At 47.5% G+C, this 16,275-nt stretch carries 13 protein-coding genes and 1 pseudogene; 5 read left to right on the forward strand and 9 right to left on the reverse strand.

Annotation, left to right across the window (positions count from 1 at the left end):
* Window positions 1–9: 9 nt before the first annotated feature.
* Window positions 10–849 carry a fatty acid metabolism transcriptional regulator FadR gene (gene fadR / locus UF06_RS12775; RefSeq protein WP_039429858.1) on the reverse strand — a complete coding sequence of 280 codons (840 nt, stop codon included), beginning with the start codon at window positions 847–849 and terminating at the stop codon, window positions 10–12.
* Window positions 850–1,491: 642 nt separating this feature from the next.
* Between fadR and nhaB the strand changes: the two genes are divergently transcribed.
* Both nhaB and dsbB read left to right on the forward strand, forming a co-directional pair.
* Entirely contained in the window at window positions 1,492–3,081 is a 1,590-nt protein-coding gene (gene nhaB / locus UF06_RS12780; RefSeq protein ID WP_045570789.1) for a Na(+)/H(+) antiporter NhaB, read from the forward strand.
* A gap of 89 nt (window positions 3,082–3,170) precedes the next feature.
* Window positions 3,171–3,707: a disulfide bond formation protein DsbB gene (gene dsbB, locus UF06_RS12785; protein WP_045570790.1), complete on the forward strand. Its 537-nt coding sequence runs from the start codon at window positions 3,171–3,173 to the stop codon at window positions 3,705–3,707.
* Window positions 3,708–3,780: 73 nt separating this feature from the next.
* Here the strand turns inward: dsbB and UF06_RS12790 are convergent, their stop codons facing one another.
* A complete protein-coding gene (locus tag UF06_RS12790) occupies window positions 3,781–4,389 on the reverse strand; it encodes an SEC-C metal-binding domain-containing protein (RefSeq protein WP_045570791.1) in 609 nt (202 codons plus the stop codon).
* A 170-nt stretch (window positions 4,390–4,559) separates the two neighbouring features.
* On the opposite strand from UF06_RS12790, the gene dusC reads away from it, so the two are divergent.
* Complete coding sequence (gene dusC / locus UF06_RS12795) at window positions 4,560–5,525, forward strand: tRNA dihydrouridine(16) synthase DusC (RefSeq protein ID WP_045570792.1); 966 nt, start codon at window positions 4,560–4,562, stop codon at window positions 5,523–5,525.
* 42 nt (window positions 5,526–5,567) lie between these two features.
* Here the strand turns inward: dusC and malZ are convergent, their stop codons facing one another.
* The 5 genes from malZ to yfbV form a co-directional block, all read right to left on the reverse strand.
* Window positions 5,568–7,415, reverse strand: coding sequence for a maltodextrin glucosidase (gene malZ, locus UF06_RS12800; protein WP_045570793.1), 1,848 nt, complete (start codon window positions 7,413–7,415; stop codon window positions 5,568–5,570).
* A 153-nt stretch (window positions 7,416–7,568) separates the two neighbouring features.
* Complete coding sequence (locus UF06_RS12805; RefSeq protein ID WP_039429871.1) at window positions 7,569–8,363, reverse strand: ABC transporter ATP-binding protein; 795 nt, start codon at window positions 8,361–8,363, stop codon at window positions 7,569–7,571.
* Entirely contained in the window at window positions 8,360–9,295 is a 936-nt protein-coding gene (locus UF06_RS12810; protein ID WP_045570794.1) for an ABC transporter permease, read from the reverse strand. The genes UF06_RS12805 and UF06_RS12810 overlap by 4 nt, the downstream gene beginning before the upstream one ends.
* 60 nt (window positions 9,296–9,355) lie before the next feature.
* Window positions 9,356–10,321: an ABC transporter substrate-binding protein gene (locus UF06_RS12815; protein ID WP_045570795.1), complete on the reverse strand. Its 966-nt coding sequence runs from the start codon at window positions 10,319–10,321 to the stop codon at window positions 9,356–9,358.
* A 254-nt stretch (window positions 10,322–10,575) separates the two neighbouring features.
* On the reverse strand, window positions 10,576–11,028 hold the full coding sequence (gene yfbV, locus UF06_RS12820) for a terminus macrodomain insulation protein YfbV (protein WP_045570796.1): 453 nt from the start codon (window positions 11,026–11,028) through the stop codon (window positions 10,576–10,578).
* A gap of 340 nt (window positions 11,029–11,368) precedes the next feature.
* Here yfbV and UF06_RS12825 point away from each other — a divergent pair, with 340 nt between their 5' ends.
* Window positions 11,369–12,565 (forward strand): acetate kinase, encoded by a 1,197-nt coding sequence (locus UF06_RS12825; protein WP_045570797.1) that lies wholly within the window; start codon window positions 11,369–11,371, stop codon window positions 12,563–12,565.
* A gap of 140 nt (window positions 12,566–12,705) precedes the next feature.
* Window positions 12,706–14,850, forward strand: a complete 2,145-nt coding sequence (pta, locus tag UF06_RS12830; protein ID WP_045570798.1) for a phosphate acetyltransferase — start codon at window positions 12,706–12,708, stop codon at window positions 14,848–14,850.
* Window positions 14,851–14,908: 58 nt separating this feature from the next.
* On the opposite strand, the pseudogene UF06_RS26180 reads toward pta, so the two are convergent.
* Both UF06_RS26180 and UF06_RS12835 read right to left on the reverse strand, forming a co-directional pair.
* Window positions 14,909–15,086, reverse strand: a pseudogene (locus UF06_RS26180) (MgtC/SapB family protein); the annotation flags it as partial.
* 106 nt (window positions 15,087–15,192) lie between these two features.
* Entirely contained in the window at window positions 15,193–16,137 is a 945-nt protein-coding gene (locus UF06_RS12835; protein WP_045570799.1) for a glutathione S-transferase family protein, read from the reverse strand.
* Between the last annotated feature and the right edge of the window lie 138 nt (window positions 16,138–16,275).

Below are 16,275 nucleotides of genomic sequence, written 5' to 3' on the forward strand. Positions count from 1 at the left end.
TATCAGCTTCTAAGCATCGTCTTCCGTGAAATTGGTCGGCAACTGCTTTTTCATCTCGTTCCAAATCATCGCACTTTCAATGCCATATTGACGAATAAGGCCTGGTAACTGTTCACGTTGACCTGACTCGCAGATCTGTAGCAACTGGCGATAAAATTTCAGAGCAAGTGCACGCGAAGTCGGATTGGAAAAATAGAAGCTTCCAACACGATCATACAGTTTTCTTAAACCGTTAAAGATGAGGCCGTAGATTTGGTTCCCAGAGTGAAACGCCAAACGTTGAAAAAGCATGTAGTCGTAAAAATTGAATGTCTTCGCCACCAGAATTTCCTGACGCTTGACTTCATCTTTCTCATTGTCTTCTTTTACATTTTGTTGAATTTTGTCGGCATAAGGAGACGATGACAAAAATGCATCCCACGATGGCGCTTCAAGCAATTGTTCGCAAGAGTCAATTACATTCCTGATGGTTCGCTCAGAGCTCTCTTTATTCACTTTGAATGCATAACGCATAAAAATAGGGCTGATGTTAGTGCGCGCCGCCAGAAGATCTTCCACGATGTTAGTAGCGTTATCGACATCAAGCGTCATCAAAGTGTCTAGAATATGTAGACCAGATGTTTCCATAAACTGGTTTACTTTGGTTGGTTTACCATGCTGAATAGTCAACCAACCATCACGAGCCAATCGCTGCAATACTTCACGCAGTGTTGTTCTGGTTACTCCAATCAATTCAGAGAGCTCACGCTCAGCAGGTAAAATAGAACCTGGTGGAAAGCGACCATTCCAGATGCTTTCAATAATATACTTCTCTGCAAAGCCCGCTGGGCTCTTTGCCTTAATAACCATTATATTTTGTTATCCAGTTTTTGTTTTGGCGTCTTCAATGGCACTCATCATACCACTACTTATTCAATAGCGAAAATTTCCTAACAATAAATGAAACCAAACTGCAATATTGAATATTTACTCTAATACCAAATGGGTACAGAAAGTCTAGGAAATGGTTGAAGAGTGGCAAAAATGACAATTTATGGCTATCGAACCACGCACAAACCCAGAGTAAATAAAGGGTCATTTGTCACAATTTTTCATTGTAAAATTGCAATTTAAAATTGAGTCAATCATCTAGAACCCTATCTTAATTAGTCTTTTTTCTCCTTTGAACGTCAATTATGATGATAAGAGAACTTTTGCATACTTTTCATGATATACTTGTGCTACTTCGATCGCGTTTTATGAAACAAAGTCGCTATTTGTCAATCTGAAGGGGATTTCTTATTGACTAAGTGTTACTTAATAGTAGAGTTGCGGGCGAAAAAGGAGCGGTGCTTAAGTTCAAGGGAAGTAACTTGGCAAAACTACATAAAAACAAGGATTTGTTGTTTTTCTAAGTTATTGTTTTTAAGATAGATATTTCATCTTTGACACATAGGCTTAAGCACTATGTTGTAGTGTCTATTCATAACTCAGTTAAGTAAGAGAATTATCATGCCGATGTCGCTCGGAAACGCTTTTATCAAGAATTTTCTTGGTAAGGCACCTGATTGGTATAAACTTGCCATCATTTCTTTTCTAATCATTAACCCTTTCGTTTTTTTCCTCGTCAACCCTTTCGTAGCAGGCTGGCTACTGGTGGTAGAGTTCATCTTTACGTTGGCGATGGCACTAAAATGTTACCCACTTCAACCAGGCGGTTTATTAGCAATTGAGGCAATTGCTATCGGGATGACCAGTCCAGAACAAGTAAAGCATGAACTTGTGGCGAATATTGAAGTGCTACTGCTCCTCGTATTCATGGTGGCCGGCATCTACTTTATGAAGCACTTGCTTCTGTTTATTTTCACCAAGATCTTGCTCGGCATCCGCTCTAAAGCGATGCTTTCTTTAGCATTCTGCTTTGCGGCCGCGTTTCTTTCGGCATTTTTAGATGCCTTAACGGTGATTGCTGTGGTTATCAGCGTTGCTGTCGGTTTCTACTCAATCTACCACAAAGTCGCCTCTGGCAGCGGGGTGAGTTCAGACCACGATCATACCCAAGATGACCACATCACTGAGCTAACTCGAGATGACCTTGAGAATTACCGCGCATTCCTACGCTCACTATTGATGCACGCCGGGGTAGGGACTGCACTTGGCGGCGTAACCACCATGGTTGGTGAACCGCAAAACCTGATCATTGCCGATCAAGCAGGCTGGCTGTTCGGTGAATTCTTGATTCGTATGGCGCCAATCACACTGCCTGTGTTTATCTTCGGTTTGCTTACCTGTGTTGCGGTTGAGAAGTTCAAAGTGTTTGGCTATGGTGCCGAGCTGCCTGACAACGTTCGTCATATATTGGTCGATTTCGACAACGAAGAGCGCAAAACCCGCACCAATCAAGACATCGCAAAACTATGGATTCAGGGCTTGATTGCGGTTTGGTTGATTGTTGGACTCGCACTGCACTTGGCTGCGGTCGGTTTGATTGGTTTGTCGGTCATCATCCTCGCCACTGCGTTCACTGGTGTAATAGAAGAACATTCGCTGGGTAAAGCGTTTGAAGAAGCACTGCCATTTACTGCGTTGCTAGCGGTATTCTTCTCTATCGTTGCGGTGATCATCGACCAGCAACTCTTTAAGCCAGTAATTGATGCGGTGTTAGCGGTTGAGGACAAAGGAACACAGCTTGCGATGTTCTATGTCGCTAACGGTTTGCTCTCTATGGTTTCAGACAACGTGTTTGTTGGCACTGTTTACATCAACGAAGTAAAAACCGCCTTGCACGAAGGTTTGATTAACCGCGATCAGTTTGACTTGCTCGCGGTTGCTATCAACACAGGTACCAACTTACCTTCGGTGGCCACACCAAACGGTCAGGCGGCATTTCTGTTCCTATTGACTTCGGCCTTAGCGCCTTTGATTCGCCTCTCTTATGGACGTATGGTGCTGATGGCACTGCCATATACGGTTGTGCTCGCCTTGGTGGGCCTGTTTGGCATTGTGTTCCTACTGGAGCCGATGACTGCCTGGTTTTATGACGCGGGTTGGATTTCGCATCACGTTGGGGCCGTTTCACACGCAGTTTCGAGTGGTCACTAAATATTTCCATTGATTAAGAAACTTATCCAAGATAAAAAGCTCTGAGTATTCAGGGCTTTTTTTATTTATTTACAAAAGGATTGCTTGAAGTGACTCTTTTTTCATCACTTAATCGGTTTTCTCGTAGTCGTGCCTCATGGCTACTTTTGTTGATTTTTGTTCTTTTCTTTGAGGGGGCGGCCCTCTTTTTCCAACATGTCATGCTACTTTCGCCCTGCGTGATGTGCATTTATGAGCGTGTGGCTATGTTTGGGATTGGTGGCGCGGCACTCATAGGGCTGATAGCACCGAGCAACCCATTGATTCGTTGGCTTGGTTTTGCGGCTTGGGGAGCCAGTTCATACAAAGGCTTAACGCTGGCGATGCAACACGTGGACTACCAGTTTAATCCATCTCCTTTTGCAACCTGTGACCTGTTTGTCACTTTCCCTGATTGGGCACCGCTTAACCAGTGGGCACCTTGGCTGTTTGAAGCCTATGGGGATTGCAGCAAAATCGTGTGGCAGTTTTTAACTTTATCCATGCCGCAGTGGCTCGTGGTGATTTTTGCTGCCAATCTCGTGGTTCTCGCGTTTGTGTTTTTTTCCCAATTCTTTGCCATCAAGAAAAGAAATCCCATCCGCTAAGTACATGAACGCAGATAAAACAAAGCCAGGTTGATTTCCCGGCTTTTGGCTTTCTCTAAGTTGTAAACCGATATTACTGGCCGCAGCACTGTTTGAACTTCTTACCGCTACCACAAGGGCATGTATCGTTGCGGCCGATGCCTTTATAAGGATTAAGGCTTTGCGATTTATTGCCAACCATCAACTCATCTGCGGCTTGTGCTACCTCATTGAGCATCAGATCGAGCTGAGGCAGAAAATCACCCAGTTGCGGTGGCGTCTCGATCCCTGCCGCCTTCATTTGCGCTTGAGTTTGTTCTTGGTCGATAGCAAGCATCAAGCATGTTAACCATGCACTGAGCATACGCTGCGTACCGTCATTGATTTGCACCTCTTGCCACTGCTCTTCCACTATCGGCCATAGCGACATAAACCCTTCGGCAAAGTCCGCCAATGCCTCTTGGTTTTCATCGAGTAGTGTCTGCAGCGAGTACTCATTGCGCAGAATGCGATTATGTTGCTTGTGGATCTGCTCTGTGACCGCATGACGTACATCGACAGAGACTTCGCCCAGCAAGCTGTCCAGCCATTGTTCTGGATCGGTCGGTTTGACGGTCAAATTCGCAGCAAAAACAGCCCCTTCAATAAACCAGGCTGATTCTGAACATGCTGAAATCGTGAGTTCGATAAGTTGGTATTGCATTGTCGTTAACTTTTTTCGGTAATTTTTTCAGTAAATAGTGGCGATTATATACCTAAGCTTAGCCACGTGGTGGATAAATTCGTTGTGGCTTTTGGCAGCCCTCTTATCGTGACAAGCGAGTCGCTTATCGCTACAATCGCGCCTCGTTTTGACAGAGGCAAAAATTAGCTATGCGTGTAATATTGGGACCGATGGAAGGGGTATTGGATCATTTGATGCGTGAGATGCTCACAGAGATCAATGATTACGATTTCTGCGTCACCGAATTTGTTCGCGTGGTCAGTCAGCCACTTCCCGATCACGTCTTCTATCGCTTGTGCCCTGAACTGCTGCAAGGCTCAAAGACACGTGCTGGTGTGCCAATCAAATTACAACTTCTTGGTCAAGATCCACATTGGATGGCAGAAAACGCGGTACGAGCAGCCGAGCTTGGTGCTTATGGCATCGATCTGAATTTTGGTTGTCCAGCGAAGATGGTTAACCAAAGCAAAGGCGGAGCGGCACTGTTGCAACATCCGGAACTTATCTATCAAGTGGTCAAAGCGTGCCGAGAGGCGGTTCCTGCGCACATTCCTGTCTCTGCCAAAATCCGCCTAGGCTGGGAAAACCCAGAAGATTGCTTTGAGATCGTCGAGGCAGTCGAACAAGGCAAAGCAGATGAACTGACCGTGCACGCCCGAACCAAAACAGGCGGCTACAAAGCCAGTGAAATTAAGTGGCACTATATCGACCAAATCCGCCAGCGCTGCAACATTCCTCTGATCGCTAATGGCGAAATCTGGAATTACGCCGATGGGCAAGCTTGTATAGCAACCACAGGGGTCGATTCTTTAATGGTATGTCGCGGCGCGCTAAATGTGCCAAACTTAGGCAATGTGGTGAAGCATGACCACAAATCAATGCCGTGGGAGCAAGTGGTGGATTTGCTGCTGCAATACAGTGAGTACGAGGTACGCGGCGATAAAAGTAAGTATTACCCGAATCGCATTAAACAGTGGTTTGCCTATTTACGCCAAGCTTACCCTCAAGCCGCCCCACTCTTTAGTGACATTCGTACTCTGACCCAAGTTGAGCCGATTGTGGCCCATCTGCAGCATTATCGCGCGCAGCTCCACGCAGAAAGAATTTCTGCATAAAATGAAAACTTATCGGCCGCTGAGAAGTTGTGGCCGATACCTTCACTTCGTGTCCACCATCCATACGGAAATGGACTCAGGCGCAATCTCCATGCACATATCTTCACTAATGGCTAAAGGTGTGCGTTGCTCCATCATCGGCGTCAATTGGCCTGCTGATATCCCCGTTTGCCAAAATGGTAATGAGATCGGCTGTGTTTGATTGGCTAAATTGACAACCACCAGCGTGCATTCTTCTCCCAATTGGCGAGTAAAGGCAAAGTGGTCCTTCTCTATCGCCAGAAACAGTATTGCGCCTTGCTGTAAACAAGGATGAGTTGTTCTTAATTGGATCAAGCGTTGTACATAACCAAACCAAGGGGACGTGTCGACCTGTTCCCAAGGGAAGCTACGTCGATTATCGGGATCTTGTCCCCCTGCTAAGCCCACTTCTGTCCCATAGTAAAGGCACGGCGTGCCAACATACGTAAACAACAGCCCGAGTGCGATTTCCATGTAATAACCTTGGTGTTGGTTGAGTAGCGTAATGAAGCGTGCGGTATCATGGCTATCGAGTTGATTGAGCTGGCTTAATTGGTTGAGCCAAGGAATTTTCGCTCGTGCCTCATTGAGCCATTCGACAAACTCGCAGCCATCGATGGCAATCGGTTCGTAAGCAATATCTTGTTGTGCCAGTAGAGCTCGAACTGGGTGGGCAAAGCCGTAGTAGTTCATCGAGCCATCTTCTTGCTCACCTTGCAGCCACTTGGTGGCCTCGAAAAAATGTTCTCCGAGCACGTACGCCTGTGGGCTTTCCGCTTTGGTCGCCTGACGAAACGCCTGCACGTAATGGGCATTGTTGTAAGCCCCTTCCCCTTCACCGAGCATATGGATCACATCAAACCGCCAGCCATCAATTTGATAAGGCGCTTTGAGCCAATGGCGTATCACCGCATCTTCACCTTGGTAGATGTAATCTCTTACCGCTTGATGGGCAAAATTGAGCACTGGTAAGTTCTCAATCCCTTTCCAACCGATGTAATTCTTCGTTTCGCCATCAAAGAAATAGTAGTCACGGTAAGGCGAATCACTGTGATGGTAGGCACCGTTATCTCCTTTCCCGCCGCGATCGAGCCAAGGATGCTCGCAAGAGGTGTGGTTAAACACGGCATCGAGTATCACTTTCATACCACGCTGGTGTAATGCTTGCGTGAGCTCGGCAAACTCCTGATTGGTGCCAAGATGCGGATCGACCATCAGATAATCGGTCGTATCGTACTTATGATTACTCGGTGCGGTAAAAATAGGGTTGAGATAGAGCGCGCTCACGCCCAAAGTTTGTAGATAATCCAGTTTGCTTGCGATACCGGCCAGATCGCCGCCATAAAACTCACAGCCACCATAGCCAGATCCGGTATCAACCGCCTCTCCCCAAGCTTTGGCCACCACCAGCCGCGTACCATTTTTTACTGTGTATTCGCCATCTTTCACACTGATATCAGGATTGCCGTCGCAAAAGCGATCTGGGAAGATTTGATAGAAAACCTGCTCTTTCACCCACTCTGGCGGTTGATGTTTAGCATTGTATTTAAAGTGATATTCGCTGCCCGGCATGCGCTTTTGCACCCCGCGAGCATCTAACCAATACTGTCCATCTTCCGTCAGTACTTTGAAGACATATTGAGTGACATCACGGTCACTGTTGAGCGCGAAACTTGCTCGCCATTGCTTTAACACCCCGGCAGCTTCAATCGGTTGCATCTCGACTAAGTACTCTTCATTATCGGGTTCATGCCTGAGGTAGACCTTTTGAATACCTTGCGATTGAGTGCGAAGTGTCACCTGCGCTAAGCCTTGGCTTAAGCAAAATCCATCTTGAGTCTGCGAGTGAAAAAGAAAGGGATGCGTCATTTGAGGTACTCTAGTTGTTGCTTTGCTTTATTGTAGAAGCACAAACAACCGAGAAAATCCCCCCTTAAAAAATAAATAATCCTTTATTTTTCAAGGGGAGATCACACTTGGTAGGCGTATTGTTAGGGGCGTAGAGATGTGACGCGACTATTTTTAGTTGAGCAGTAAGCTGTCGTCCGCTAACTCTTCGCCACGCACTTTCGAGAACATTTCGAGCAGATGAGTCACCGTCATTCCTGCCCGTTGCTCTCCGGCGACATCCAAAACAATTTCGCCTTGGTGCAACATGACGGTGCGATCGCCACACGCGAGCGCATCTTTCATTGAGTGAGTCACCATCATCACAGTCAGGTTAAACTCTTTGACGATGCGTTTGGTCAGATCGATGATAAACGCCGCCATACGAGGGTCTAAAGCTGCGGTATGCTCATCCAGCAAGAGCAGCTTACTGTCTGATAAGGTCGCCATCACCAAACTCACAGCTTGGCGCTGCCCGCCCGATAGCAGGCCAATACTGTCGCCCAGCCTATCCTCTAAACCTAAACCCAGAATACTGATGCGCTCTTGAAAGAGCTTTCTGCGCTGGGAGGAGAGCGCTAAGTTCCAACCACGAGATTTCCCGCGCATGTAAGCCAAAGCCATGTTCTCTTCGATGGTCAGCGCGCCGCAAGTACCCGCTAATGGATCCTGAAATACACGCGCGCAAAGCTTAGCCCGCTGGTCAACGGTTTGATGAGTCACGTCGGTGTCATCAATCAATACTTTGCCACCGACCATCGGCGTTTCACCTGTTACCGCGCCCAAAAGTGTTGATTTACCTGCGCCATTTGAGCCAATAACCGTGAGAAACTGGTGCTCCGGCACTTCTAAACAGACACCACGCAAAGCGCGATTTTCAAGAATAGTGCCGCGGTTAAACGTCACCTGAATATCTTCAAGCCTAATCATGCCGTACCTCCTGATCGACTTTTTCCACCCGCCACTTTGGCAGGGCTAACGGACTTTTTTATACTGAGGTTTCCTTTCAGTTTCGGCGCGATCAAGGCAATCGCAACGAGAATGGCGGTCACTAAGTTGAGATCCGATGCTTGTAAACCGAACATGCCAGAACTCAAGGCAAACGCAACGGCTAAACGATAAAGAACCGAGCCAACAATCACCGCGACGACGGCGACCCAAATTTTACGACCTGAGATCAACGTTTGGCCTAAGATTACCGCAGCAAGGCCGACCACTATGGTGCCAACCCCAGAGGTAACATCGGCAAAACTATTGGTTTGCGCAAATAATGCCCCCGCAAAGCCGACAAAACCGTTCGATAGTGCAAGACCAAAATAGGTGTAAAAAGAAGTACTTCCACCCTGTGCGCGCACCATTCGAGCGTTAACCCCCGTGGCGCGTAAACCCAGGCCAAAATCGCTGCTGAGCAGACGAACCACTAACCAAGCTGAGATTAACACCAAGATGCCAACCACCAATGGTCGAACCAGCATAGGATCGCCCAAAGACTCAAACGGCGTGAGAATGGTTTCTTCCCCAAGCAAAGCCATATTTGGCCGACCCATAATGCGAATGTTGATAGAAAACGCGGCAATCATGGTGAGAATGGATGCTAAAAGGTGCAATATTCCGCAGCGCACCGCTAAAAATGCCGTTACCCAGCCGGTCATTGCGCCAGCGATAATCGCCATTCCAGTGGCAAGCCAAGGGTTGCCCCCCGCCACGATTGCCGTTGCTGCAACCGCCGCGCCCATCGGAAAACTACCGTCAACACTGAGATCAGGAAAATCCAACACACGAAAGGTGAGAAAAACGCCCAATGCGACCAAACCGTACAACAGGCCAAGCTCTAAAGCTCCGAAAAATGCAAAAGCAGACATAGTCACTCCTTTAATTCTGCTCAAGAATTGGGCCAGCTTCCCGCTGGCCGATGAGGAGAGTTATTGAACCTCTGTCGCGCGCTCAAGCACAGAAGCAGGAATTGTTACACCGAGCTTGGTAGCAACACGCTGGTTCACCACTAAATCAGAGCCTGTGGCCACTTTTACATCTAACTTGCCCGGCTCTTGTCCATCTAAAATGGCTGCGACGTACTCTGCCGTTTGCACGCCAACTTGATAGTAATCAAAACCTAAGCTCGCAATCGCACCTTTTTCAACATAAGAGGTCGCCCCTCCAAACACCGGCGTTTTTGCTTGGTTTGCAGCAACAATCATCCCTTCGATCGCACTGGCAACGGTGTTGTCCGTCGGTGCATACAACACGTCAGATTTAGCCGCAATCGCTTGAGTCGCTGACTGCACATCAGCACTTTTCAGCGCAGTGGCTTCCACCACCTGTAAACCCTTCTCTGCTGCGCTCTTTTTCAGCAGATCGACTAACGTCACCGCGTTGGCTTCGCCTGGGTTATACACAACACCAATCGACTTGGCATTCGGTAGAATTTCTTTGATAAGGTCAACATGCTGAGAAACAGGAGAAAGGTCAGACAAACCCGTCACATTCTTGCCCGGTTGCTGCATGCTTTTAACCAGTTTCGCTCCGACAGGGTCGGTTACCGCGGTAAACACCACCGGAATAGAGCGAGTCGCCGAAACCAAAGCCTGCGCAGTTGGCGTAGCAATACCCACTAGCACATCTGGATTTTCCCCGACAAACTGACGAGCAATTTGCACCGCAATCGCTGGGTTGCCTTGCGCTGTTTTGTAATCAAATTCGAGATTTTTCCCCTCAACGTAGCCTTTGGCTTTCAGACCATCGAGCAATCCTTGACGCGTTGCGTCCAAGGCGGGATGTTCAACGATTTGCGATACCGCAACTTTGGCAGTTTTCGCTAATACCGATTGAGATGAGAGTAATGCAGCACTGGCAAGAACGGCCGTCGCGATCAGTTTTCCTGCTTTCATCTTGACTCCTTGATTTCAGCATAATTTAGATAGATGATGTTGTGTGTTTGTTTATTGTGTTCGATCTTTATTGTGTGCACTTTTCGTGCATCTGAATGACATTATTACCAGTAACTTAGCGTGATGGAAAGCGGGATTTAACAGAAAACAAACAAAAGGAGAGATAAGACAAAGTGTCTAGCGGAAAATAACGCAAAACAAAAGGCAGCACGGAGGCTGCCCGGAAGAACTCACTTAAGCACTTAGAAATCGCGCTAAAACCAACGTTCTAAGGCGCTTTTATCCAGTTGACGAAAGGCACGATTGAGGATCTGCGCTAACTCTTTATAACGCGGACGGGATTTGAGTGGCTCCAAAGCAAAGCCTGTTTCTACAATCTTATGATGCAACTCACGATACCAACTTGCCAACGCAGGAGGCAATTGCGTGTTAGAGCGATTGCCAAGCCACCACATTCCTTGCAACGGCATACTTAGAGCGAATAGTGCCACCACAATGGCTTGTGGCAAGGCTTGGTAATTGTCGAAAGCCATTTGGGTAAGCAGGCTAATGGCCGCAATCGCCGGCATCACTTTCAAGCCGAAGCGCGTCGCCTTAATTATTCTCTGATCAGGAAATATGGCGTTCAACTCTTTGCGCATCGGCCAGATATCCATGTACTTTTGCCCATCTCGTAGGCTGTGGGCTAATCCGACTTTATTGCTCATAACGCCCCTCACTAAAATTTAGTTGAAGATTTAAACTGAAAACGCAAAAAATTGATGAAAGTTAATATCCTTTCAAATTTTTTTTGTTATCATTGTCTATTATCGTTATCCTTTGACGATCCTCAATGTCATTGTTGCTGTATTTTACAATTTAAGCAACTCTGAGGACCTATCTGCAAAGGATGGCAAAGGTGGTGATTGGGATCGCCACCTTTCTTTATTACGGAAAGCGAAAGTTTTTTGACCAAGATTAGTACGCAGCTGTAACGGCATCGTCTATTCTTGTGAATGATTTTTCATCCTTACTGATCTTTATCAGACGAATAACAGGTAGTCACAAATGTCTAAGCTAGTTTTAGTTTTAAACTGCGGTAGTTCTTCTCTCAAATTTGCTGTTGTTGATGCCGAAAATGGCGACGAGCATCTATCAGGTCTTGCTGAGTGTCTTCACCTTCCTGAAGCACGTATCAAATGGAAACTGGATGGCAAACACGAAGCTCAGCTGGGTAACGGTGCAGCACACGAAGAAGCCCTAGCGTTTATGGTAGAAACTATTCTTGCTTCTAAGCCAGAGCTTTCTGAGAATCTAGCAGCAATCGGTCACCGTGTTGTACACGGCGGCGAGAAGTTCACTCAGTCAGCGCTTATCACTGACGACGTTCTCAAAGGTATCGAAGACTGTGCAACACTGGCACCACTTCACAACCCAGCACACATCATCGGTATTAAAGCGGCACAAAAATCGTTCCCAGCACTGAAAAACGTCGCTGTATTCGATACCGCTTTCCACCAAACGATGCCTGAAGAATCTTATCTATATGCTTTGCCATACAGCCTGTACAAAGAGCACGGTATCCGTCGTTACGGTATGCACGGCACTTCTCACCTGTTCATCACTCGTGAAGTGGCAAGCCTACTCAACAAGCCAGTAGAAGAAGTGAACATCATCAACTGTCACCTAGGTAACGGCGCTTCTGTTTGTGCAGTGAAGAACGGCCAGTCAGTGGATACTTCAATGGGCCTAACACCACTTGAAGGTCTAGTAATGGGTACTCGCTGTGGCGATATCGACCCTGCAATCATTTTCCACCTACACGATGCGCTTGGCTACTCGGTTGAAAAAATCAACACTATGCTGACCAAAGAGTCTGGCCTAGCTGGTCTGACTGAAGTGACGTCTGACTGCCGTTTCGTTGAAGACAACTACGGCCAGAAAGAAGAAGCCACTCGCGCGATGGATGTATTCTGTCACCGCCTTGCTAAATACGTTGCTGGTTACACCGCAACCCTAGACGGTCGTCTAGACGCCATCACTTTCACTGGCGGCATCGGTGAAAACTCTGCTCCAATCCGTGAAATGGTTCTCAACCGCCTTGGCATCTTCGGTATCGAAGTAGACAGCGAAGCAAACCTAAAAGCACGTTTCGGCGGCGAAGGCGTTATCACAACAGCAAACAGCCGCATCCCAGCGATGGTTATCTCAACCAACGAAGAGTTGGTGATCGCAGAAGATACTGCGCGTCTAGCAGGTCTGTAATTGACTTCACTGGCTAGCCTCACCGCTAGCCAGATTTCTTTATGACAAAAGAATAAGGGGCTTTACTGCTATTGTTTGGCTCGGCCAAGCCATACGCAGTTAAGCTTTTATCCCCCCAATAGTTAAAGGTACTTTGTCTGATGTCCCGTACTATTATGCTCATCCCAGCCAGTGCCGGTGTTGGTTTAACCAGCGTCAGCATGGGTGTCCTACGCGCTATGGAGCGCAAAGGCGTTAAAGTTTCTTTTTACAAACCTATCGCTCAGCCACGCAGTGGCGGTGATCAGCCCGATCTAACCAGCACCATCGTTGCAGTCAACAGTGACATGAAAATTGGCGAGCCAATGCAAATGTCAGTGGCTGAAAACCTGATCGGCAACGATAACATGGACGAGCTGCTTGAGACCGTTGTAGAACGTTACAACCAGATCAATAAAGATGCGGATGTTACGCTGATCGAAGGTTTGGTTCCAACACGTAAGCATCCATTCGCCAACCAAGTGAACGCAGAAATCGCCGCCACACTGGGCGCGGAAATTGTGTTGGTTGCCACCCCAGGCACAGACAACCCATCGCAGTTGAAAGAGCGCATTGAAGTAGCTTGCTCAAACTTCGGCGGCACAAAAAACAAGAACATTTCCGGCGTGATCATCAACAAGCTTAACGCGCCTGTTGACGAAGCGGGCCGTACTCGCCCTGACTTGTCGGAAATCTTTGACGACGCCGACAGCGCAAAACAGAACCAACTCGAAGTGATGCAGATCTTCAATTCAAGCCCAATCCGCGTTCTGGGTTGTGTGCCATGGAGCATCAATCTGATTGCCACTCGCGCCATCGACATGGCCAAGCACCTGAAGGCCGAGGTCATCAATCAAGGTGATATCAAAACTCGTCGTATCAAAAGCATCACCTTCTGTGCACGCTCTCTGCCGCATATGATTGAGCACTTTAAACCAGGTTCACTGCTGGTAACTTCAGCGGACCGCCCAGACGTTATCGTTGCCGCATCGCTTGCTGCAATGAACGGTGTGGAAATTGGCGCCGTGCTTCTGACCGGTGGTTACGATATTCCTGCTGAGATTACAGGTCTGTGTAAGCCAGCGTTTGAAACCGGCCTACCCATTTTCAAAGCACAAGGCAACACTTGGCAGACCTCGTTAAACCTACAAAGCTTTAGCTTGGAAGTGCCAGCAGACGACAAAGAGCGTATTGAATTCATCAACGAGCACGTTGCAAGCCACATTGACGGCAACTGGATCGAATCCATGACCGAAGGCACGCAGAAATCACGCCGCCTAAGCCCACCAGCGTTCCGTTATCAGTTGACTGAACTGGCACGTAAAGCGGGTAAACGTATCGTGCTTCCAGAAGGTGATGAGCCACGTACCGTCAAAGCAGCGGCTATCTGTGCTGAGCGCGGTATCGCAGAATGTGTCCTGCTTGGTAACCCTGAAGAGATCAAACGTGTTGCCGCTCAGCAAGGCGTTGAACTTGGAGCTGGCGTGCAAATCATCGATGCAGATGCGATTCGTGAAAACTACGTTGCTCGCCTTGTTGAGCTGCGTGGTTCAAAAGGCATGACCGAAGTGGTTGCGCGCGAAAAACTGCAAGACTCTGTGTTCCTTGGCACCATGATGCTCGAAGCCGATGAAGTTGACGGTCTGGTTTCGGGTGCGGTTCACACAACGGCGAACACCATCGTTCCTCCGTTCCAGATCATCAAGACAGCACCAAATGCGTCGATCGTATCATCCGTATTCTTCATGCTTCTGCCTGATCAAGTACTGGTTTACGGTGACTGTGCGATCAACCCAGATCCAACCGCAGAGCAGTTGGCAGAGATTGCTATCCAGTCAGCAGATTCTGCCGCAGCGTTCGGCATTGAACCACGAGTAGCAATGATCTCTTACTCAACGGGTGAATCAGGTAAAGGCGCTGACGTTGACAAAGTGCGCGAAGCAACACGCATCGCACAAGAGAAGCGCCCTGATCTGATCATCGACGGTCCACTGCAATACGACGCAGCGATTATGGAAAACGTGGCCGCTTCTAAAGCACCAAACTCTCCAGTTGCGGGTAAAGCAACCGTATTCGTCTTCCCTGATCTAAACACAGGTAACACGACTTACAAAGCAGTACAACGCAGCGCGGATCTCGTTTCTATCGGTCCAATGCTGCAAGGTATGCGCAAGCCAGTAAATGACTTGTCTCGTGGTGCGCTTGTCGACGATATCGTCTACACCATCGCTCTAACGGCCATTCAGTCAAGCCAAGAGCAGAAGTAATTGTCACTGTAAAGTTCAAGCCCTCGCCAAGTCGAGGGCTTTTTATTGTCAGGCCTACGGCGAGTAAGGCGGTTAAGCCGCCGAACAGACCAACCAGAGAGAAAGTGCGAATGCCTGCCACTCGGTCCCTTCCGCACTGTTGCGCATTACCCAGTCACGCTGAGTACCGATGATCACGCCGAGTAACAGCGCAATCAACAAACGCCTTGTTCATTAACCAATTCACTGACGTCTATTCCAACACCTTTAAAGGAAAATACCCTTTAAATTCAGTTTAATTGATTCATCAATATGGACTGTGAAATGACAAAGGTTGTGATACAAAAGACTTCTCATGTTTCATTACAAGTGATCCCGTCCGTGAGGCGAGTTCAGATCTAAATCTGGGCCAACAGGCACCACTTGGCTTGGATTAATGGTCGTATGGCTGAAATAGTAATGACGTTTGATATGGTAGAAATCTGTCGTTTCAGCAATGCCTTCGATCTGATAAAGCTCTTTTAGGTAGCCATTTAAATTGGGGTAATCGGCAATGCGCTTTTTATTGCACTTAAAATGGCCAACATACACAGCATCGAAGCGAATCAACGTGGTAAACAGACGCCAGTCAGCTTCAGTTAGGTGACGGCCAGCTAAATAACGATGAGTCGCCAAGTGTGCATCCACTTTGTCTAAAGCGGCAAAGAGCGCTTCATACGCCTCTTCGTAGGCTTCTTGTGTGGTGGCAAATCCACAACGATAGACACCATTGTTGATATTTGGGTAGATAAACGCATTCCATTCATCAATCACATCGCGAAGAGCAAGCGGATAGTAGTCGGCCGTATTGTCCGTCAGTTGGTTAAATTCGGAGTTGAACATACGAATGATTTCAGACGATTCGTTACTGACAATAGTGTGGGTCTTTTTGTCCCACAAAACAGGCACAGTGACTCTTCCGGTGTAGTCTTTCTGCGCCTGAGTATAAATTTGGTGCAAGCGCGTATGACCAAATAGCGGCTCAGGCAACCCCATTTTCCAGCCTTCACTGAGCATATCAGGGCAGACAATCGTGACATCAATATGGCTTTCTAACCCCTTAAGATGACGAAAAATCATGGTACGATGCGCCCAAGGGCACGCCAGAGACACATAAAGATGATAACGCCCAGATTCAGGTTGAAATGTTGCTGCCGCGCGATTTTCTATCCAATGACGAAATCCTGCCTCTTCACGGACAAATTTACCTTGATTTTGCTTCGTATCGTACCAAACATCGTGCCATTCACCGTTGATTAGCTTGCCCATTTTCGAGCCTCCTCGTGTTTTTTCTCAGTATAAACAGGCTGGCATTTTTCTTAACAAGTGGTGATTGCTAGTGATCTTCAGAAATTTCGAACAAGTACAGAAGTGCAATTTGAAACATCAGAGAGGCAGACACAGAGA

Origin of the sequence: Vibrio sp. S234-5 (assembly GCF_000960595.1) — a bacterium.
In the GTDB taxonomy this organism is placed as follows: domain Bacteria; phylum Pseudomonadota; class Gammaproteobacteria; order Enterobacterales; family Vibrionaceae; genus Vibrio.

Bases quoted from the DNA above. Each gene is read 5' to 3' on its own strand.
- UF06_RS12815 (WP_045570795.1), bottom strand. From the start codon at position 10,321: ATGAAAGCAGGAAAACTGATCGCGACGGCCGTTCTTGCCAGTGCTGCA.
- UF06_RS12805 (WP_039429871.1), bottom strand. From the start codon at position 8,363: ATGATTAGGCTTGAAGATATTCAGGTGACGTTTAACCGCGGCACTATT.
- dusC (WP_045570792.1), top strand. From the start codon at position 4,560: ATGCGTGTAATATTGGGACCGATGGAAGGGGTATTGGATCATTTGATG.
- nhaB (WP_045570789.1), top strand. From the start codon at position 1,492: ATGCCGATGTCGCTCGGAAACGCTTTTATCAAGAATTTTCTTGGTAAG.
- pta (WP_045570798.1), top strand. From the start codon at position 12,706: ATGTCCCGTACTATTATGCTCATCCCAGCCAGTGCCGGTGTTGGTTTA.
- UF06_RS12810 (WP_045570794.1), bottom strand. From the start codon at position 9,295: ATGTCTGCTTTTGCATTTTTCGGAGCTTTAGAGCTTGGCCTGTTGTAC.
- UF06_RS12790 (WP_045570791.1), bottom strand. From the start codon at position 4,389: ATGCAATACCAACTTATCGAACTCACGATTTCAGCATGTTCAGAATCA.
- fadR (WP_039429858.1), bottom strand. From the start codon at position 849: ATGGTTATTAAGGCAAAGAGCCCAGCGGGCTTTGCAGAGAAGTATATT.
- UF06_RS12835 (WP_045570799.1), bottom strand. From the start codon at position 16,137: ATGGGCAAGCTAATCAACGGTGAATGGCACGATGTTTGGTACGATACG.
- UF06_RS12825 (WP_045570797.1), top strand. From the start codon at position 11,369: ATGTCTAAGCTAGTTTTAGTTTTAAACTGCGGTAGTTCTTCTCTCAAA.
- yfbV (WP_045570796.1), bottom strand. From the start codon at position 11,028: ATGAGCAATAAAGTCGGATTAGCCCACAGCCTACGAGATGGGCAAAAG.
- malZ (WP_045570793.1), bottom strand. From the start codon at position 7,415: ATGACGCATCCCTTTCTTTTTCACTCGCAGACTCAAGATGGATTTTGC.